Origin of the sequence: Bombilactobacillus thymidiniphilus (assembly GCF_023380245.1) — a bacterium.
GTDB lineage: Bacteria > Bacillota > Bacilli > Lactobacillales > Lactobacillaceae > Bombilactobacillus > Bombilactobacillus thymidiniphilus.
Genome location: NZ_CP093365.1, coordinates 809201 through 829190, shown reverse-complemented (window position 1 = coordinate 829190; position 19990 = coordinate 809201). Strand labels below are relative to the sequence as shown.

General features: G+C 37.0%; 24 protein-coding genes. 4 read left to right on the top strand and 20 right to left on the bottom strand.

What is annotated here, in order from left to right:
• Positions 1-18: 18 nt before the first annotated feature.
• Together MOO47_RS04390 and MOO47_RS04385 are read right to left on the bottom strand one after the other, a co-directional pair.
• Positions 19-2415, bottom strand: coding sequence for a YhgE/Pip domain-containing protein (locus MOO47_RS04390; RefSeq protein ID WP_249512255.1), 2397 nt, complete (start codon positions 2413-2415; stop codon positions 19-21).
• A gap of 15 nt (positions 2416-2430) precedes the next feature.
• Positions 2431-3024: a TetR/AcrR family transcriptional regulator gene (locus tag MOO47_RS04385; protein ID WP_249512254.1), complete on the bottom strand. Its 594-nt coding sequence runs from the start codon at positions 3022-3024 to the stop codon at positions 2431-2433.
• 114 nt (positions 3025-3138) lie between these two features.
• Between MOO47_RS04385 and MOO47_RS04380 the strand changes: the two genes are divergently transcribed.
• The gene (locus MOO47_RS04380; RefSeq protein WP_249512253.1) at positions 3139-3822 is read left to right on the top strand and encodes a GTP pyrophosphokinase; all 684 of its coding nucleotides are present in this window, start codon (positions 3139-3141) and stop codon (positions 3820-3822) included.
• A gap of 26 nt (positions 3823-3848) precedes the next feature.
• Here MOO47_RS04380 and MOO47_RS04375 read toward each other — a convergent pair whose 3' ends face one another.
• From MOO47_RS04375 to rsmG, 7 genes are read right to left on the bottom strand one after another with little or no spacing between them, the layout of a single operon-like run.
• A complete protein-coding gene (locus tag MOO47_RS04375; protein WP_249512252.1) occupies positions 3849-4604 on the bottom strand; it encodes a DUF1129 family protein in 756 nt (251 codons plus the stop codon).
• Positions 4605-4612: 8 nt separating this feature from the next.
• On the bottom strand, positions 4613-5713 hold the full coding sequence (ychF, locus tag MOO47_RS04370; RefSeq protein ID WP_249512251.1) for a redox-regulated ATPase YchF: 1101 nt from the start codon (positions 5711-5713) through the stop codon (positions 4613-4615).
• Positions 5704-5976: a DUF951 domain-containing protein gene (locus MOO47_RS04365; protein WP_249512250.1), complete on the bottom strand. Its 273-nt coding sequence runs from the start codon at positions 5974-5976 to the stop codon at positions 5704-5706. The genes ychF and MOO47_RS04365 overlap by 10 nt, the downstream gene beginning before the upstream one ends.
• A gap of 9 nt (positions 5977-5985) precedes the next feature.
• Positions 5986-6846: a ParB/RepB/Spo0J family partition protein gene (locus MOO47_RS04360; RefSeq protein ID WP_249512249.1), complete on the bottom strand. Its 861-nt coding sequence runs from the start codon at positions 6844-6846 to the stop codon at positions 5986-5988.
• Positions 6839-7603, bottom strand: coding sequence for a ParA family protein (locus MOO47_RS04355; RefSeq protein ID WP_249512248.1), 765 nt, complete (start codon positions 7601-7603; stop codon positions 6839-6841). The genes MOO47_RS04360 and MOO47_RS04355 overlap by 8 nt, the downstream gene beginning before the upstream one ends.
• Positions 7596-8414 carry a nucleoid occlusion protein gene (noc, locus tag MOO47_RS04350; RefSeq protein ID WP_249512247.1) on the bottom strand — a complete coding sequence of 273 codons (819 nt, stop codon included), beginning with the start codon at positions 8412-8414 and terminating at the stop codon, positions 7596-7598. Before noc ends, MOO47_RS04355 begins: the two co-directional genes overlap by 8 nt.
• Positions 8415-8440: 26 nt before the next feature.
• Positions 8441-9160: a 16S rRNA (guanine(527)-N(7))-methyltransferase RsmG gene (gene rsmG / locus MOO47_RS04345; protein WP_249512246.1), complete on the bottom strand. Its 720-nt coding sequence runs from the start codon at positions 9158-9160 to the stop codon at positions 8441-8443.
• A gap of 181 nt (positions 9161-9341) precedes the next feature.
• Here rsmG and MOO47_RS04340 point away from each other — a divergent pair, with 181 nt between their 5' ends.
• The 3 genes from MOO47_RS04340 to spxB all read left to right on the top strand — a co-directional run bounded on the left by MOO47_RS04340 (position 9342) and on the right by spxB (position 12440).
• Positions 9342-9860 (top strand): GNAT family N-acetyltransferase, encoded by a 519-nt coding sequence (locus MOO47_RS04340; RefSeq protein WP_249512245.1) that lies wholly within the window; start codon positions 9342-9344, stop codon positions 9858-9860.
• A 90-nt stretch (positions 9861-9950) separates the two neighbouring features.
• Positions 9951-10607: a type 1 glutamine amidotransferase gene (locus tag MOO47_RS04335; RefSeq protein WP_249512244.1), complete on the top strand. Its 657-nt coding sequence runs from the start codon at positions 9951-9953 to the stop codon at positions 10605-10607.
• Between the two features lie 75 nt (positions 10608-10682).
• Positions 10683-12440 carry a pyruvate oxidase gene (gene spxB, locus MOO47_RS04330; RefSeq protein WP_249512243.1) on the top strand — a complete coding sequence of 586 codons (1758 nt, stop codon included), beginning with the start codon at positions 10683-10685 and terminating at the stop codon, positions 12438-12440.
• Between the two features lie 270 nt (positions 12441-12710).
• On the opposite strand, the gene MOO47_RS04325 is transcribed toward spxB, so the two are convergent.
• The 11 genes from MOO47_RS04325 to MOO47_RS04275 all read right to left on the bottom strand — a co-directional run bounded on the left by MOO47_RS04325 (position 12711) and on the right by MOO47_RS04275 (position 19978).
• Positions 12711-13376, bottom strand: a complete 666-nt coding sequence (locus tag MOO47_RS04325; RefSeq protein WP_249512242.1) for a hypothetical protein — start codon at positions 13374-13376, stop codon at positions 12711-12713.
• Positions 13377-13378: 2 nt separating this feature from the next.
• Complete coding sequence (locus MOO47_RS04320; protein ID WP_260523915.1) at positions 13379-13990, bottom strand: DUF3114 domain-containing protein; 612 nt, start codon at positions 13988-13990, stop codon at positions 13379-13381.
• Positions 13991-14022: 32 nt separating this feature from the next.
• Entirely contained in the window at positions 14023-14688 is a 666-nt protein-coding gene (locus MOO47_RS04315; RefSeq protein WP_249512240.1) for a hypothetical protein, read from the bottom strand.
• 8 nt (positions 14689-14696) lie between these two features.
• A complete protein-coding gene (locus MOO47_RS04310; RefSeq protein WP_260523895.1) occupies positions 14697-15404 on the bottom strand; it encodes a DUF3114 domain-containing protein in 708 nt (235 codons plus the stop codon).
• Between the two features lie 40 nt (positions 15405-15444).
• Positions 15445-16107 (bottom strand): hypothetical protein, encoded by a 663-nt coding sequence (locus MOO47_RS04305; protein ID WP_249512238.1) that lies wholly within the window; start codon positions 16105-16107, stop codon positions 15445-15447.
• A 127-nt stretch (positions 16108-16234) separates the two neighbouring features.
• Positions 16235-16411: a DUF3114 domain-containing protein gene (locus MOO47_RS04300; RefSeq protein WP_396022063.1), complete on the bottom strand. Its 177-nt coding sequence runs from the start codon at positions 16409-16411 to the stop codon at positions 16235-16237.
• A complete protein-coding gene (locus MOO47_RS04295; RefSeq protein ID WP_249512236.1) occupies positions 16412-17038 on the bottom strand; it encodes a hypothetical protein in 627 nt (208 codons plus the stop codon).
• A 21-nt stretch (positions 17039-17059) separates the two neighbouring features.
• The gene (locus MOO47_RS04290) at positions 17060-17680 is read right to left on the bottom strand and encodes a hypothetical protein (protein WP_249512235.1); all 621 of its coding nucleotides are present in this window, start codon (positions 17678-17680) and stop codon (positions 17060-17062) included.
• Positions 17677-19392 (bottom strand): DUF3114 domain-containing protein, encoded by a 1716-nt coding sequence (locus tag MOO47_RS04285; protein WP_249512234.1) that lies wholly within the window; start codon positions 19390-19392, stop codon positions 17677-17679. Before MOO47_RS04285 ends, MOO47_RS04290 begins: the two co-directional genes overlap by 4 nt.
• 14 nt (positions 19393-19406) lie before the next feature.
• Positions 19407-19730, bottom strand: a complete 324-nt coding sequence (locus tag MOO47_RS04280; RefSeq protein WP_249512233.1) for a hypothetical protein — start codon at positions 19728-19730, stop codon at positions 19407-19409.
• Entirely contained in the window at positions 19715-19978 is a 264-nt protein-coding gene (locus MOO47_RS04275; protein WP_249512232.1) for a TIGR04197 family type VII secretion effector, read from the bottom strand. Before MOO47_RS04275 ends, MOO47_RS04280 begins: the two co-directional genes overlap by 16 nt.
• Positions 19979-19990 lie beyond the last annotated feature (12 nt).

Below are 19990 nucleotides of genomic sequence, written 5' to 3'. Positions count from 1 at the left end.
CCCTAAGGGGTGGTTTTTTTATTTTTCGACAGCTTGTAATTCTTGATTATTATCTAACTGTGATTTGCCTTCTAAATGCTTTCTTTGCAATAAGTCCATGCTAATATACAGCAATGCTAAACTAACAATTGCTATGCAAGCTAGGACAATTACTGCTTGCAAGAAGAAATGAGATCCTAATCCTGAGGTCAAAGCCTCCCGAAACGCATCATTAGAGTAAGTCATTGGCAAATATGGATGAATCACATTATAAAAATGATTCGTCAGTTGCATTGGGAACGTTCCACCTGATCCACCTAATTGGAGCATCAATAAAATCATTGCTAAGAATCGTCCCGGATTATCCAATGCCATCGCTAAGAACATCACGAGATACATCGAACACAAGGAGAAAACAATCGCCACTGTGAAATACTCACCAAGATGATCAGGTCGCAATCCACCGACTAGCATTAAACCGGCTTCCACTACTGCCATGCCAACTGCGACAACAGCACCGACACTAATTTTACTTAAATACCATTTCCAAGCCGGCTGACCTTTTTGCGCCACTTTACGAATTGGATAGATGAAATTGAATACTAAAGCACCGACATAAAGTGCTAAGGACAATACATAAGGTGCTAGAGCGTGACCATAATTAGGCACATAACTATAATTATGCTGCTTTGTTTTAGAAGGAGCGGCAATCATATCTGCAGTTTTAGACGTTGGTTTGACCTTATTTAAGGTATCTGCACCTTGACCTAATGCTTGATGCAACTGATTAGTCCCTGTAGACAGTTCTTGACTACCAGAAGTCAAAGCAGCACCATTACTATCTAAAGCCTGTGTTCCGGCTGCCAAAGTTTGTACACCATTACCTAATTGTTGACCACCTGAACTTAATTGTTGAACGCCAGTAACTAATGTTGGCACAGCTTGGTTCAACTGATTGAGTCCACCTGCCAATTGATTAGCACCAGAAGTTAATCCTAATTGACTACCATTGCCACTTAAAGCACCTTGAATACTCTGCAAGCCAGAATTCAATTGCGTAATCGCTTGAGTAGCACCAGGCAAAGCTAGGTTAGAGGCACCTGCCAATTGTTGAATACTACCTTGTAATTGTGCTAATTGACCACTTAATTGTTGCAGTTGTGGTTGTACTTGTTGAGTTTGTTGCAAATAAGAACCAATTGCTACATTAGCAGCACCTGCAGCTCGTAAATTAGCAGCCACTGTGGCTAAATTATTTTGTAAATCGGCAGTACCGCTACCTTCACTTGAATTACTTGCCAAAGCCTGTGCAATCGCATCTTGTTGTTGTGCAGTTAGCGGATCCAAACCAGCATTAGCTAAAATTTGGTTACTTTGGGCAATCACTGTGCTAGCTGATGGGGCAGAAGATGTACCTTCGCCACCATTAGCTTGCATGCCGGCTAAAGTTTGTTCAGCTTGTTGTAAATTACTGCCAATCGTCATAGATTGCGCACCAATACCATTCAAAGAAGCAGTTAAACCAGCTAAAGCACTAGTATTCGTACCATTTTGCAAAGTATAATTCAATTGCTGCAAACCGTTATTAATTTGCGGTAGTGCCGCTAAAACTGAATTTAATTGTGCTTGTTGTGAACCGCTGGTACTAGATCCCACAGCACTTTGCAATTGTTGCAAACCGGCATTTAATTGATTAGCACCGTTTGACAATTGACTGACACTAGAAGATAGGGGGGCAACTTTTTGCTGTAATTGCTCTAAACCGCCTACTAAAGGCTGCACACTAACATTCAAGGTTTGCACACCATCATTTACTTGCGACACTGCAGCAACATATTGATTAAGCCCATCATTCAAAACTACAGAACCATCATTTAATTGCCCAGCACCTTGCGCAGCTTGCTTTATTTGACCATTCATCAAATGTAACCCAGCAAACATTGCACTAGAATAAGCTTTAGTGACCGAAGAACGAATTTCAGAATTTAAAGTACTAACACCCATTCCACTCAAAACTTCTGCTAAATAATTTAAAGATGAATTAGTCTCATAATGCAAAATCATTTTCTTAGGGTGCTTGTCTAACACTGTTGCAGCATTTTTAGAGAAATTCTTGGGGATAGTTACTACTGTATAATACTTACGATTTTTCAAACCTTGCTTAGCTTTTTTTGCATCTACAAAATGCCAATCAAGCTTGTCATTTTTTTTCAGCTTCGCAACCGTTTGTTTACCAACGTTCAATTTCTTACCTTCATAGACCACTGGTTTATCTTCATTGACTACCGCCACTGGCAGATGCTGAGTTTCACCATAAGGATCCCAAACCGAACGCAAGAAGAAGATTGAATATAGGAAAGGAATCAACATGATAGCACAAAGTGATACCAGTATTAAGCGATTATGCCCGATAAATTTCCATTCTTTTTTAATCATCAGTTGTAGCTACTCCTAATTTGTGGATTCATCGATTTCACTCAATTGAAAATCTAGCAATTGAGTAAATTGATGTTGTCGTAATTTTTGATCAGTGGGTAAAAAGCCCATCATTTCAATCAATGTAAAACCTAATACTGCACTGATTAGTGTTTGGGCATAAGAATCATTACCCATGTGTTTCAATTTGGTACTAGCAACTAATTTATGCAATAAGTCTATCACTTGAGCTGTAGCTTGATAGAATGCACTATCAATTGGAAAATCATGCACATAATAGATTAATTCTACCAAACGTCCCTGATTTTCTAAATATTCATGCGCTACTTCTGCATAACGCTTAAAAGCAGCCCTCCCCGACAATCCAATTAGACCTTCCATTACCAATTTGTAAAGATCTTGCATAAAAATTGTGCCTAAATGCCCAATCAAATCGCTAGCATTTCTGAAATAATTATATAAGGATTGCGAACGAATATTCAATTCTGACGCTAACCGAGGAAAAGTCAAAGCTTGCACACCATTATCAAAAATAAGTTGTTGCGCCGTTCGAATGATTTGCTCTTTATTTATACGTTGATTACTGATGAAAGACACTTCCCTTGTCATTGTAGAATCAAAGCTACAAGTTGTAATTTTAATACAATTTACTCTTTTTGCCAAGTAATAATTATTGTGATCTTTTGAAAAAGTGCTATTATGTATCCAATCTCGGAGGTTTCTATGATTTTAGAACGAAATAACTTTATGTCTATGGGACAAATTGAGAACAAATTAAATCATCTGTCAGCCAATTCAGTTGTCCCTAATATTAAGCAATTAATGAATTTGTATGTGCTGCGTCGAGCGGCAATTAAAGAAATTGGCACTAAATTAGAAAATTTAGATGATGAGTATTCTACTATTCACAACCACAATCCGATTAATTTAATTGAAGAACGGCTAAAAAGTCCAGCTAGCCTATTTGAAAAAATTAAACGTAAGCACCTTGATTATTCGCTAGAAAGTATCAACACCGAAATTTTGGATATTGCGGGTATCCGTGTGGTAACCAATTACTTAGACGATATTTTGCGCATCAAAAATACTTTGGTGAGTCAAGATGATGTAACATTAATAAAAGCCAAAGATTACTTAAATCATCCCAAATCAAACGGTTATCGTGGCATTCATTTAGTCGTGACCGTGCCTGTATTTTTAGCTAATCAAACCCATAAAGCTGTACCCGTTGAAGTTCAGTTACGAACTAGTGGCATGGAATTGTGGGCTAGTTTAGAGCATCGACTGCACTATAAAAATAGTTCAAAAAAAACGACAGAACACATCCAAAAATTACAAGAATATTCGCAAAAAATTAACGATATTGAAATTGGTATGCAACAAATTGCCCGCGATATTCAGCAATAAAAAAAACCACCATAAGGCGGCTTTTTTTATCTACCACTAAAGGTATTATAATGAATATCGTAATAATTTCTAAATAGCCATCGTCCACCAAACGCCAATATTGCCAAAATAACATAAACTGTCGGTGAGAACACTGGATTCAAGAATGGTGGTAAAATCATAGTCAAGGCAACCACTAAATACATAATTACCATGCCTAAAACTAAAGTTAAAGCCACTTTCCAAATCGGTTCGCGCTTTTGTTTAGCAGCAGCCATTTTTTGATTGAACCAACTGAAGAGCACACCCCACAATATGGAGATTAAAATAATCGTACTCAAACCGCTTTGCGTAGTATTCTTGGCTTGCTTGCTGAATAAACCAATAAAGCCATACATAACTAAGAATAATGACGCAAATAACAAGGAATTATCCACCGCTAATTTCCATAATTTTTCATCAGCAACATTTTGAGATTTTTTGGGTGGTTGCACTAGAACTTGTGCTTGTTGTTCTACTGTGCCATAAAGTTGACGTGCTGGAATACCTTTGATTTGATTATTGATCACTTCTACTAACAAACTATCGGTCAATTCTTGCGCTTTTTCTTCAGTTTGGCCCTTTTGCAATAATTGTCGGCGCAATTTAAACAAGTAATCTGCGTTTTTATTACTTAATTTAGTCCGTAAATTATCAACATCCGTACTTTGAATCTGCTCTTGTACCACTTCTTGCTGTTGCTTTTTTTCATGGCGTTCTTGTTGATTAACTTGAGCCTTGGCATTTTTTTCTCGCGAATCCATACTTCCTCCTAAACGTTGAAACGAAATTCAATAATATCGCCATCTTGAACTTCGTAATCCTTACCTTCTAAGCGTAAACGTCCCGCTTCTTTAGCAGCTTGCATACTGCCATATTGATCTAAATCAGCAAAAGAGACAGTCTCAGCCCGAATAAAACCGCGTTCAAAATCAGAATGAATCACACCAGCTACTTGCGGTGCTTTCATACCTTGCTTAAATGTCCAAGCTCTAGTTTCCGTGCCACCAGCAGTGAAAAAGGTCGCTAAACCTAACAAATGATAGCTAGCACGAATTAAGCGATCTAACCCTGATTCACTAACGCCCTCAGCTTCTAAGAAAACCTGGCGTTCTTCATCATCTAGTTCTGCAATTTCTTCTTCGGTTTTGGCAGAAATTCCAATGACTTCAGCATTTTCTTTAGCAGCATATTCTTTAATTTGTTGATAATATTTAGAATCCTGTGGTGCAGCCATATCATCTTCAGCAATATTTGCCACATACAAAACTGGTTTAGAAGTCAGCAAGAACAATCCCTTGACAATGCGTTGCTCTTCTTTAGTGAATTCGATGCTGCGCACTGCACCGCCTTGTTCCAAAACAGGTTTAATTTTTTGTAAAACAGCCAATTCAGCTTGCGCTTCTTTATCTTTGGTACGTGCTACTTTTTCAACTTTGGCATAACGTTTATTGATGCTATCTAAATCAGCAATGCTCAACTCCAAATTAATCGTTTCGACATCATCTAGTGGATCAATGTGCCCATTCACGTGCGTAATATTGTCATCATCAAAAGCGCGTACAACATGCACAATCGCATCAACTTGGCGAATATTTTCTAAGAATTTATTGCCTAAGCCTTCACCTTTACTGGCACCTTTCACAATCCCTGCAATATCAGTAAATTCAAAAGTTGTATGCACAATTTTTTTGGCAGGTAAAATCTGATCAATGCGTGCCAAACGAGTATCCGGTACTTCTACCATGCCAACATTAGGATCGATTGTAGCAAACGGATAATTAGCCATTTCCGCGCCTGCTTTAGTAATTGCGTTAAACAATGTTGATTTACCGACATTAGGTAAACCGACAATTCCTGCTGTTAATGCCATAAGTTAACTCCTTGTTGTAATTGATTCGGTGATTTGATATTTCGAGGATCAATATAAAAAGTTTCTTGATCACGATGAACTTCATTTTGCTGAGTAATAATTTTTTTATATTTTTTGTTAAATTCCGCGCGCGCCATCATAATTTGGTGACCGCAGCCTAAACAACGAATCTTGATATCAGCACCTAAGCGTAACACTTCCCAGCGATTATTCTGGCAAGCATGTGGCTTTTTCATCATAATAATGTCACCCAGATTATACATAGCGACCTCCTAATCCAACGAAATGTGCAAAATATCCAAAATTCGATTTAAATCTTTGATAGATGCAAAATCAATTTGGATCTTGCCTTTGCCGTTCTTACTTTCAGAAACATGCACATTCGTGCCGAATTTATCAACTAACTGACCTTCAGTTTCTTTAATAAACGGTGAACGACTGCCGGTTTCTTTTTTAGTATGTTTCTGTCGTTTAGCAACCATTGCCTCTAATTGGCGCACGGTTACTTTTTGATCGACAACTAATTGGGCCATCTGGTCAATTTTTTGTGGATCCTTGAGCGTCAATAAAGTCCGTGCTTGAGCCATCGTCAAATCGCCTGATATCAACAATTTAGTAGCTTTTTCCGGCAAACTCAATAAACGCAAATAATTAGCAATGTATGGGCGACTTTTGCCCAATTTTTCGGAAACCTGTTCTTGTGTTAAATGCAATTTTTCAATTAGAGTTTGGTAAGCTTGCGCTTCTTCGATCGGATTTAAGTCTTCGCGTTGTAAGTTTTCTAAGACACCAATTTCCATCATCTGACTTTCGTCAAGATCACGAATAATGGCTGGAATCGTCCTTTGCTTAGCAATTTTGCTAGCACGAAAACGACGCTCACCGGCCACAATTTGGTAACCATTAACACTTTTACGCACCACAATGGGTTGAAAAACACCATTTTCACGAATTGATTGAGCTAAATCCTCTAAAGGCTTTTCCTCAAATGTTTTACGTGGTTGATAAGGATTGGGACGGATATCATCAAGTCCGATTTCGACAACATTTTCAGAAGTGATTTCATCTTTTTCAAAGTCTGAAAAAATCGCATCAATGCCGCGACCCAAACCACTACGTTTTTTATCAGTCATCGTGTCTCATAACCTCCTCAGCTAATTGCAAATATACTTCTGCACCGCGCGATTTGCGGTCAAAATCAATAATTGGCAAGCCGTAACTTGGTGCTTCTGCCAAACGCGTATTACGCGGAATGATCGTTTCATAGACGTGATCACCAAAATAACTTTGCACTTCCGTGACCACTTGCGTACCTAAATTAGTGCGCGCATCAAACATTGTCAATAAGACACCCTCAATAGTTAAATCAGGATTAAAATGCTTTTGTACTAAGCGAATCGTGTTCAACAATTGGCTCAAACCTTCTAAAGCGTAATATTCACTTTGTACCGGAATAATAATGGAATTGCTGGCAGTGAAAGCATTGATTGATAGCTGTCCTAAAGATGGCGGACAATCGATCAAAATATAATCATAGTCAGCTGCAATAGAACCAATTGCTTCCTTCAAACGCGTCTCGCGTGCCATCATGGAAGTTAGTTCCATTTCGGCACCCGCCAGTTGAATCGTTGCGGGTACAATATCTAAATTCTGACGTTGCGTATGCATAATCGTATCATGCAGAGGCATTTCATTAATAATAACATCATAAATATCTTGTGTGACATCGACTTTTTTAATACCTAAACCACTAGTAGCATTCCCTTGCGGATCAATGTCAATTACTAGGACGCGTTGCTGTAATTCAGATAAACAAGCACCTAAATTAATGGTAGTTGTGGTTTTGCCAACACCACCTTTTTGATTAGCTAAGGATATAACTTTAACCATTCTTGCGCTCCTTTTTAACTGTGATTATCATCTGGTATTCTGTATCATTATTTATTTCATCATAAGTAAACTGCGCACCATTCTTCTGCGCCAATTTTACAGAGTCTCGAATTGTATTTATCGCCAACTTAGTGTTAGTGGACTTCAAAGCACGAATCTTATTATGCTCTTTTGTTTTAGCAGGTTGTAACAACTTTTTAACTAGTTGCTCAGTTTGGACAACATTCAAATTAGCTTTGATAATTTCTTGCAAACTTTCTTGTTGCTGCTTCATATCTAGCGCTAGTAAAGCACGCCCATGACGTTGAGAAATCAAGCCTTGACCAATAGCTGTTTGTACTTGAGGATCCAGCTTAAGCAATCGGATTTTATTAGCAACATAAGACTGACTTTTGCCTAAACTTTTTGCCAAATCTTGTTGCTTAAAACCATTTAATTGCGCCAAATTAGAGTAGGCTTGTGCTTCTTCAATCGGATTCAAATCTTGACGCTGCAAATTTTCGATTAAAGCCAGCGCTGCTGACTGTTCATCATCGTAATTACGCACAATGGCTGGTATCTTCGTCCATTTTAGGGAACTGACGGCCCGAAAACGACGTTCACCTGCGATCAATTCATATTTTTGTTCAGCACTCGGACGTACCACAATTGGCTGCAACAGCCCATTAGTGTGAATAGATTGTGCTAATTCTGCAATTTGCTGACTATCAAATTCTTGACGTGGCTGATACGTATTTGGCACAATCTGATTCACAGCAATCTCTTGGATTTTAGCGGTATTTTTGTCTAAAATTTTATCAAAAATGGACATTTAGCGTCATCCTCCTTGTAATACTGTCAAAGCAAAGGTTCTTTAGCTGGTGTTCCCGCTTTACGGGGATATTTATTAGGCGTGGATTTTACTTTCTCAATGAAAAGCAATTCTCTTTGACCAGCTTGTTCTGGCAGCTCCATGGTTTCAACTTTTTGTACTTGACCGCCTAAAATAGTCAAGGCATGCTGCGATTGCTGTAATTCTGCTTGCGCTTTAGCACCCTTCAAAGCAATGAAAGTTCCACCATTTTTGACAACGGGTAAGCATAGCTCTAATAATACAGGTAAATTGGCTACAGCACGGGCAGTGACATAATCAAACTGTTCGCGATACTTTTTCTGGCGCCCAAATTCTTCAGCTCGCGCATGAATTAAAGTAACATTTTGCAAGCCTAAAGTTTGCACCACTTGCGCCAAAAAATTAATCCGTTTCTGCAAAGAATCCACAATTGTCAATTGCAAATTAGGATTGACAATTTTCAATACTAAACCAGGAAAACCTGCGCCAGAACCAATGTCAGCTAAAGTAACTGCTTGTTTTAAAGCTGGTTCAACAAACATGGGCATCAAAGAATCATAAAAATGTTTCAGATAAACATCAGCTTCACTAGTTATATTGGTTAAATTCATAACTCTATTTGTTTCAACTAATAACTGAAAATATTGTTGCAATTGCTGCATTTGTTGTGCAGTCAATTCAATATCATATTGCTGTAAACTTCGTTGTAATTGAGTGGGACTCATGGTTAACTCCTTATGTGAAACGAACTTTGTTTCACGGTAAATCCTAATTTAGTTTCTATTTAAACGCAATTAATCAATGCTAATTATACATGTTTTTCAAACTGAAAAGAAACTGAAGTCTAATTTGTAACCGAATAATTATCTTGCTAGAATGATGATATTTATATAGGAGGTTTTGGTGATGAACCCAATTTATTTACGATCAGCGACCCTGGGAGATTTGCCTACTATGTCAGCAATTATCCAGTCTGCTAAAGAGTTATTAAAAAATGACAATATTGATCAATGGCAAGACGGCTATCCTAATTTAGCACAATCACGGGCAGATGTTGAAAACAAGCAAGCTTATGTATTAATGGTGAACCAGCAAATTGGGGCAATGGCAACTTTTTTAACGCAACCTGACCCTAGTTATCAAACCTTGCGGCAAGGTCATTGGCAACAAAATGGTCCGTATGCAACTTTTCATCGCTTAGCTGTGAATCCAGAATTTCGTGGGCAGCACTTGACCAATTACTTAATGTCTAATTTACTTACTTTAGCAATCCAGCACGATTTGGCCAATGTGCGCATTGACACGCATCAAGATAATTTACGGATGCAACACATTTTGAACAATTGGGGCTTTCAAAAACGTGGCATGATTGAGTTACAATACCAGCAAGGTGGTGTGCGCGTGGCTTATGAATTGAATTTATAGCGGTATAATCCGGTTCTGGTAGACATTTACCAGCGGACAGTTTAAACTATTGATGTTTAGTTTTACAACAAATAATTGAGGTTATTATGCATGCCCACAATCAAAATTGCTTATCTATATGAAGATTTAATGAATACGTACGGTGATGCCGGTGACGTGAAGATTTTACGGCACTTTTTAAAGCAGAAAAATTATGCTTGTTCCGTACAAAATGTGAGTTTGGGCGACGACTTTAATGCCTTTGACTATGATTTAGTTTTTTGCGGTGGCGGACAAGATTTTGAACAGACGGTGGTAGCTAAAGATTTCTTGCGACATCGCCAAACCTTGACTGATTATATTGAAGATGATCGTTTGTATTTGGGCATTTGTGGCGGCTATCAATTCTTGGGTAGTTATTATCAGACTAGTAAGAATGATCGAATTGAATGTTTAAACATTTTACCTTTTCACACCATTTTCAACCCACAAAAGCGCATGATTGGCGACACACGCTGTACCACCGCTTATGGTGAAGTGAAAGCTTTTGAAAATCATAGTGGTCAAACATTCTTTGATGATAATAATTTACAGCCTTTTGGCAAAATGATCGAAGGGTACGGTAACAATCCAGAAGACGGCGTAGATGGCGTGGCTTACAAATCGGTAATATGTAGCTATTCACATGGTCCGCTACTCAAAAATACAAACGTCGCCATGGTGTTAGCTGATAAAATGATTGCAAATTACCTAAAATATCGTGTTTAAAACATTCTGTCAAGAATGTTTTTTTGTTTAAATATACAAAATGATTTAATATGTGTTTTTAAGGAGTGTGGTAATATGCCAAAAATGACTGCAGGGCGTGCACTTGCCCAAGTACTAGTTGGCTGGAAAATTGACCATCTTTATGGTATTCCAGCTGCTTCAATTAATAACACGGTAGAAGGACTGTATAAAGAACGACGCAATATCAAATATATTCAAGTGCGTCATGAAGAGATTGGCGCTTTAGCAGCAACTGCCGACGCAAAATTAACAGGTACAATTGGTGTTAGCTTTGCTTCCGCTGGACCGGGAGGCGTACATTTGTTAAACGGTTTGTATGATGCCAAAATGGATCATACGCCAGTACTCGCTTTAGTGGGTCAATCTGCAACCAACATTATGAATACTAATTTTTTCCAAGAAATGAATGAAGATCCTGTTTTTGCCGACGTTGCTCAATTTCATAAGCAAGTGACAACTGCTGAGCAAATTCCCCATGTTGTGGATGAAGCGATTCGTTCAGCTTACGCGACACGTTCCGTTTCTGTCGTAATTATTCCGGACGATTTGGCTGGGCAAGAAATTGAATTTGATGGATTTCAAACAGCTAAGATTGCAACGAAACCAAGTAATATTTTGCAACCTAATGCTGCGGAGATGCAACAAGTTAAAGAAGCTTTGCAAAAAGCCCAACGTCCTATTATGTGGCTAGGTCGCGGTGCTAGTGGTGCACGCGATTTAGCGGTGCAAGTTTCTGAAAAATTCCATTTACCGGTGTTAAGTACAGTACCTGCAACAGGTGTATTTCCAACTGATCATCCAAATTTTATGGGTTCCAAGGGTCGATTGGGTACTAAAGCCGGCTTTGAGGTCGCTAGTGCGAGTGATTTAGTATTATTCATAGGCACAAATTATCCATTTGCCCGTTTCTTGCCAAATAATATTGAATTTATCCAAGTCAATAATAATTTAGCTGATTTAGGTAAACAACACGATGCTAAGATAACAGTTTTGGCTGATGCTAAGGCCTTTTTGCAAGCTTTAACCGAGCTAGATTACGAGCGTGAATCAACAACTTTCTTTAAAGCTGCAGTGCAAGACAAGAAAAACTGGGATCAATGGTTATTGCAAGCCGCTAAAGATGATCAAAATGGTTTGCGAGCCGAAGGCGTTATCCAGGCCATCAAAGAAAATAGTAGTCATAATGCAGTTTTTGGTTTAGACGTAGGAAATAACACAGAATGGTCGATTCGCCAATTACCATTTGATCAAGAACAAAAATTCACAATGTCACCATGGTACGGCACAATGGGGTTTGGTTTGCCTGCAGGGATGGCTGCCCAGTTAAATTATCCTAATCGACAAGTTTGGAGTATTTCCGGTGATGGTGGGTTTGCGATGGTAATGCCTGATTTACTGACTGAGGTCAAATATCATTTGCCAGTCGTCAATGTAGTGCTGGAAAATAATTCTTTTGGTTATATCGAACATGAAAAATTGCAAGATAATCAGTCACTATATGGTATTGATTTAATCGGTGCTGATTGGGCTAAAGTAGCTGAAGGAATGGGTGCTCACGGTTTTAGCGTACACAATTTAGCAGAATTACAACAAGCCATGAAACAAATTATGGAATTGCAAAAACAAGGCGATACATTGCCAATTGTTTTAGACGCTAAAATTCAAAACATCGATCCGATTGATACGAGTTCTATGCCATTAAATGAAGATGTATTTGATCAAAAAACAATTGCAGAATATCGTCAACATTATGCTTTGCCAGCTGATAGTCAGCCATCATTGCAAAAAATTATGGCAGATTTAGACAAATAGCTAAAAGACAAGTTCTTCTATGAACTTGTTTTTCGTACATACTATTAATTGAAACAAATTTTATTTTCCGGGTAATTATCGCGAGTATATTGCGCCTGCTAGCTTTAGCTTGAACCACATTAGTATTTGAAATAGTTATTGTGCTTGTAAAAGCAGGAAGCAATAAAAATACGATCATTATGAAATTACGTAATTTTTTCGTTTTCATTTTTATTGTCCCTTGACCATTTGATTAAATTTATGCGCCTCGTTGAATAACTATTTAGACGACTATTTACCTTTTAAATATAACTTATTCACTTCTTTTTCAGAAATATACGTGAATTGCTGTAAAAATTCTTGGGCATTGTTGGGAAAGGTGCTATGTTTGACACCTTTAATACTATTAGAATAATATTCTAATTTATCAGTTCCCATATAACGTTTACCCTTAAAGTAACTTTTTACATAATACCGCCCCTTTTTAGGATACATAATCATACTGTGAGAAGTGTCATTGGGACTTGTATAATCTGCAGCAGGACCATCACTATAGGAATATTGCTTTGCTTTCCAACGTTTCATATCCATGAATGAAATTCTGGTAAATTGATTAGTTTCCATATGGAATATATACTGATCACCCTTTTTGGTATATTTACCCATATTAAATTCCAACATGTATAATTCACCGTCATCAAAGTAAGGCTTGGGTCGATCATTGAAGTCTAGTAATGCATAGTTGTCTTGATCTAAAAGCTTGATACAAGAGGAACTATAAACATCTAAATAAACTTGACCAATTTCAATTTTTTTGACTGGTTTAGCTTTACGCGTCTTGCTTTTATGCTTCCTGACTTTAGCTTGAACTACATTATTATTTGGAATAATTATTGTTTCTATAAAGGTAGGAATCAATAAAAACACGATCACCATCAAATTACGTAATTTTTTCATTTTTATTGTCCCTTAACCATCTGATCAAATTCATGTCCAAGTTGTGTCGCATTGTCTTTAGACGACATACCATTAATGGCATAACGACCATGAGAATTAGTATAGCTATCATTTAATTTACCAAGCTTTTTAGCTTCTTCCTCCAAAAGTGGCGATTTATATCCACTAGATTTATCATGACGCCATTGCGGATCTAATCTCTTTACCACATTAATATCTAAATATTTATGCGTGTTGACTTTTTTATTACCGTAATTAAAACTAGCGCCATTGATTTGCTCGTTAGAATTAATGCCATCGGGATCAATTTCATTCTGGAATTTGCCTTCACTATTTAAAAGAAACTCTGTATGGAAATTTTGTGTAACCTTATAGTCACCTTTGCCATAGCCTTCAGGGTAAATTAGTTCATTATGTTTTCCTTTTTTCTGTTTCTGATGCAATCGGGAGCCTTCTAGCTCATAAGACCCCTTGCCACATTCTTTCATATAGTTAGCTAGCTTTTCTGCGTCTGTTTTTCCCGGGTAATTATCGCGGATATACTGCGCCTGCTGAGCGGAAATGATATAGCGCAAATTATGGATTTTTTGTCCCAAATTGGAACCGTCGTCCAGTCCTTTTTTGTTGGAAATGCGGTTTTTAAAAATTATTTACCTTTGCTACTGAGATCACGTACTCTGTCTCTAGAAATGTACGTAAAATTGCTCAAAAATTCTTGAGCATTATTGGGAAAGGTACTGTTTTTAACACCACCAATATGATTGGGATAGTGTCTCAATTGATAAGAACCCATGGATCTTTTACTATCGTAGTAATTTCTTACATAGTATTTACCATTTTTTAAATACATAATCATGCTATATGATTTGTCTTTAGGATTGGTATAATTGGATCCTGGACCATCGATATCTGAATATTGTTTTTTTCTAAAGCGTTTCATATCCAGAAAGTAAATACTAGTATGTTGATTAGTATCCTTGTGAAGGATATACTTACTTCCTTTTCGGGTATATTTTCCTATATAAAATTCTAGTGGATATGACTCGCCATCTCGAAAAAAGCTCTCAGGATTGCCATTCAAAAGTAACACTACATAATTACATTTATCTATGAATTTGATACATGAAAAACCATATGGATCGGAATAAATTTTTCCTATTTTAATTTTACTCACAGACTTTTTCTGTGTCTGCTTAGGCTTAATACTATGAGTTCTAGCTTGACACACATTATTATTTGAAGGAAGAGCTAATTCTGAATATATAGGTACTAATAAAAACATAATTATTATGGAATTACGTAATTTTTGCATTTTCATTTTTATTGTCCAGTACTTTTTTTAACCATCTGATCAAATTTATGCCCCAGTTGTGTGGCATTATCTTTTGATAACATTCCATTAATGGCATAGTGACCATGGCTATTAGTATAGCTATCTGGATATTTAGATGAACCTTTGGGTGCATCACTGTCTAAATATGGCGATTTATATCCATTCGAATTATTGTGTCGCCATTGCGGATCCAAATCATGAACCACATTAATATCTAAATATTTATGCGTGTTGACTTTTTTATTACCATAATTAAAACTAGCACCATTGATTTGTCCATTGAGATTAATGCCATCGGGATCAATTTCATTTTGAAACTTACCTTCGCTATTTAAAAGGAACTCTGTATGAAAATTTTGTGTAACCTTGTAATCACCTTTGCCATAGCCTTGGGGATATTCCCCCGTAGACAGATTCATTTTCTGATGCAATCGAGAGCCCTCCAGCTCGTAAGACCCCTTGCCGCATTCTTTCATATAGTTAGCCAGCTTTTCTGCGTCTGTTTTTCCCGGGTAATTATCGCGGATATACTGCGCTTGCTGAGCGGAAATGATATAGCGCAAATTATGGATTTTTTGTCCCAAATTGGAACCATCGTTGAGTCCTTTTTTCGTTGGGAATGCGGTTTGGACGGTTTTAGCCAAACTATCCCAAAATTTATTATTTGGGGCTAACTTTTTATCAAAGTGCGCCAACAGTTTCCGGGTAGACTATGAGATTGCTATTTCGTCTTGGCTATTTTTTTTGCTTGGAAAAGTGATTTACTTTATTTTTCCAATTATCTAATGATAGATAATGAAATTGTTGTAAAAATTCTTGAGAGTTATTGGGGAAGGTGGTGTTTTTCACCCCTTTTATTTTATTTGTATATTTGCTTAGAGCATAGGCATCTTCTAATTTATTTTTTTTACTAACACTGGCTATATAATATCGACCATTTTTTAAATATAGTTCGGACCTATTAGATTTTTGATTATAAGATTCATCAATAAAGGTATATTGTTTCTCCCGCCATCTCTTCATATCCATAAAGGAAATAGAAATAACACTACTAACTCGTTTAGATAATAAGTAATGATTTGCTTTACGAGAATATATCCCATAGTAAAAGTCAATAACAGCATTATCATTATCGGCAAATATCCTTTGTGGTGAACTATCTACTCTAACTATTGCATAATGAGTTTGATCAACAAATTTAATACCATATCCATAACCATAATTCCAATAAACTTGACCTATTTTTATTTTTTTGACTGGTCTTGAAGATTTTTTAGTTTTGAAATGATGAGATGCACCAGCAGATACTATATTGCTGGCTGGTATGATTATCTCTGTACGTATAGGTACAAATAAAATAATAATAATAATTAAATTACGTAATATTTTATTTTTCATTCAGCTTATTTCACCATTTGATCAAATTTATTAGCTAGATGTTCAGTATTGTCCTTAGATGATAGTCCATTTATTGCATAGTTGCCATCTTTGTTACTGTAACTATTTTTACGATCGCTCAAATTTTTCACTTGATCATTTCTAACTGGAGATTTGTATCCATTCGATATATTCGTTCTCCATTTAGGGTCCAATTTTTCACCACATTAATATCCAGATGTTTGTGCATATCATCATTTTCATTAGCGTAATTGAAACTAGCCCCGTTGATCACACCGTTGGGTTTGGCCCCTTCTGGATCAATTCATTCTGGAACATAACTAAATTGCTGGAAAAACTCATCAGAATTATTGGGGAAAATACTATCCTTGAATCCTTGAATGGTATTATTGTGTTTAAACAACGGGTAAGACGGATCTATTTCTATCTTACTCAATCCAATGACGTATTTGTCTTTCTTTAAATGCATATTCATTGCATCAACTTTTACATATTCGGGACCACTAATAAATGAATATTGTTTGCGCTTTAATTTTTTATTGTTCGTAAAATAAACAGAAGAAAAATCATTAGTTGGACTGTTCAATATATAATCATTATTTTTAATAAAATATTGTCCCGTATAAAAATCTATTTTATAAAAATCGCCGTTTTTAAAGCTTCTACTAGGATTGCTATTCAATATAATTACTGAATAACGTTGCTGATCAAGTAATTTGATGTACAATTTTTCATCATTATATCTATGGACAAAATAATACACCTGTCCAATTTTAATTTTTTTAACTTGATATTGTTGTTTACGCTGATTTTTAGATGTTTTGATTTGAGCTTGAATAACATTATTACCGTCATGACATGGATTTTCCACCATAACTAAGGTCAACAATAAAGATACAACTATTGAAATATATAATTTTTTGTTCTTCATTTTTAGACAATTATCAATAATTTACTTATCTGGAACATACGTAAACTGTTGAAAAAACTCCTGATAATTATTAGGAAAAATACTCCCTTTTACGTACTTAATAGAATTACTTTGTTTTATCAAAGGTGCCCCAACATTTTTCTTACCATCTTGATATATTGTGCTGTAGTATATCCCCCTTTTTTGATATATATTTATATTGCTTTGTTTACCTCGCTGAGGTCCGTAACTATAAGAATATTCTTTTTTATTGACCTGATGCATGTCCATAAAAGACACAGAAGCAACATCATTAGTTTGGCCATGTAATATATAAGTGCTACCATTACGAACATATTTACCAGTATAAAAATACGTTTGAGAAAAATCGCCATCTTTAAAAGCCTGCTGTGGAGCACTATCTAATTTTATAACCGCATAATTTTCTTTATCTAATAATTTGATACAACTGTAACTCTTGTCATTCCAATAAACTTGCCCAATTTCAATTTTTTTAGCTGATTTAGCTTTATGAGACTTTCTTTTATGTTTAATGGTTTTAGCTTGAACTACATTAGTGTTTGGAATAGTTATTGTTTCTGTAAAAGTAGGAATAAATAAAAAAACAATCATTATGAAATTACGTAATTTTTGCGTTTTCATTTTTTTTGTCCCTTAACCATCTGATCAAATTCATGTCCTAGTTGTGTCGCATTATCTTTAGACGACATGCCATTAATGGCATAATGACCATGAGAATTAGTATAGCTATCTGGATATTTATCTGAACCTTTTGGTGCTTGTGATCCTAAGATTGGTGATATATAATTTCCTGATTTGTCATGCCGCCATTGTGGATCTAATTTTTTAACTACATTAATATCTAAATATTTATGCGTGTTGCCTTTTTTATTACCGTAATTAAAACTAGCGCCATTGATTTGCCCGTTAGAATTAATGCCATCGGGATCAATTTCATTTTGGAACTTCCCTTCGCTGTTTAAAAGAAACTCTGTATGAAAATTTTGCGTAACCTTGTAATCACCTTTGCCATAGCCTTGGGGATATTCGCCTGTAGACCGATTCATTTTCTGATGCAATCGGGAACCTTCCAGCTCATAAGACCCCTTGCCACAATCCTTCATGTAATTGGCTAGCTTTTCTGCGTCTGTTTTTCCCGGGTAATTATCGCGGATATACTGCGCCTGCTGAGCAGAAATGATATAGCGCAAATTATGGATTTTTTGTCCCAAATTGGAACCGTCGTTGAGTCCATTTTCCGTTGGGAATGCGGTTTGGACGGTTTTAGCCAAACTATCCCAGAATTTATTATTTGGCGCTAACTTTTTATCAAAGTGCGCCAACAGTTTCCGGGTGGATTCGGCATCTTCTGGTAAATTGCCCGGAACTTGCAGTACTTTAGTCAAAGTGGTCAATTTTTGCTTAGCGATTGCCGGACTCTTATCTAGCTGCCAAACATTCCACATGTCCATGAAGACTTTGGAACCCACGGTTTGGCTTTGCTTGTAAATGTGATTCAAGTGCTGCATGTCGACCGTTTTGAGACTGGCTTTTTGTTGATGCTTATTCAAATATTTTACATAAGCTAACTGGCTACTAGCCGGCCAGCCTTCTTTACTTAGCTTCTTTAATTGTTTTTTGACTGCGGCACGATATTCTTTGCGCCCCGCAGCATCTAATCCTGCTGGATAACTGATCGTTGCCAAAATATAGTCTAACTTATGATCCGAATAATGTTCAACACTTTTCAGCCAGTCGGAGTCGGCACTAATATTTAGCGAACCGTCGGGATTCATGGTGCTGTCATTAATGGCTGCCAAACCTCGGGCAATCTGGGCAATAACGTCATCTTCCGCATCAAATAAGGATTTAGTTTTTTGTTGCGCTTCTTTGAGTGCCTGCAAGCGCTTTTGTTCATTTTTTGTCATCGCTTGCAGTGGCGCCATGGCTTGCTGCACTAAGCTTTTGCCGATGGGTGTGGCGCGTTTGAGGGAACTGAGCGCACTCGTCATTTTCTGAAAAGATTGAATGTTAGCTTCTAATTCGGCTTCATCCAAAACATTGCCATAGCCTTGCAATGTAGCATCGGTTTGTTGAAATACCGAAACTTTGCCTTGCACACTGTCATTTAGATCTGAAAAAGCCGTGATCACTGGCATTACGGTGCTTTCTAGCGATTGACTGACTTTACTGTAAGCCGTGCCGGACAAGGCTTGCCCGGTGCCAATATCACTTTGGAGCGCTGAGATGGCTTGCTTTAAGTCGGCAATTGCCGGCTCGATCGCCTTGATTTGTTGTTTTAAACTGTTGATAACTTGTTGCGTATCACTTTGTCCCCAGTGCAGTCCGCCCATTATTGCTCTGCCTTTCATCGTTGGGTTTGAATAGTTGCTTGTAGATCGTCTAATTGTGCATTAAATTCATGTTGCTTTTGTTGTTGTTGATCGCTTAATTGTGTTAAATACTGTTGTTGGCGTTGGATAACATCTTGCTGTACTGAACTTAAGTTAGCCAACAATTGGCGATCACCTTGTGCTTGTGCCCGATCGGCCACTCGATTGAATTGTTGGCGCAAAAAATTATTTACTGATTGTTCTTGTTCGTTTTGGCGCTGAAATTCATGACGCTGCTCGGCTAACTGTTCTTCGACTTGGCGCGCCTTTGCTTGGAGTTCTTTTATTTTTGATTCCATAATTGACTCACCTGCTGATCTTGTTTACTTAAACCACTGGCCACACGATTCAATTTGGTGCTCAAAGTTTGACTGGCCTGTTGCAACTTGGTCGCGTTAGCACCTAATTTAGTCTGAACTTTGACCATATCTTTCACGCCACTTAAATTAGTGGCACCCGCATTAGCAGGTGTCACTTTGTTAGTTTGGACTTTTAAGTTAGTCGCGTGTTGTTGAGCAACGGCTTGATCGGATTTTATTTTAACCAAAATATGTACCCC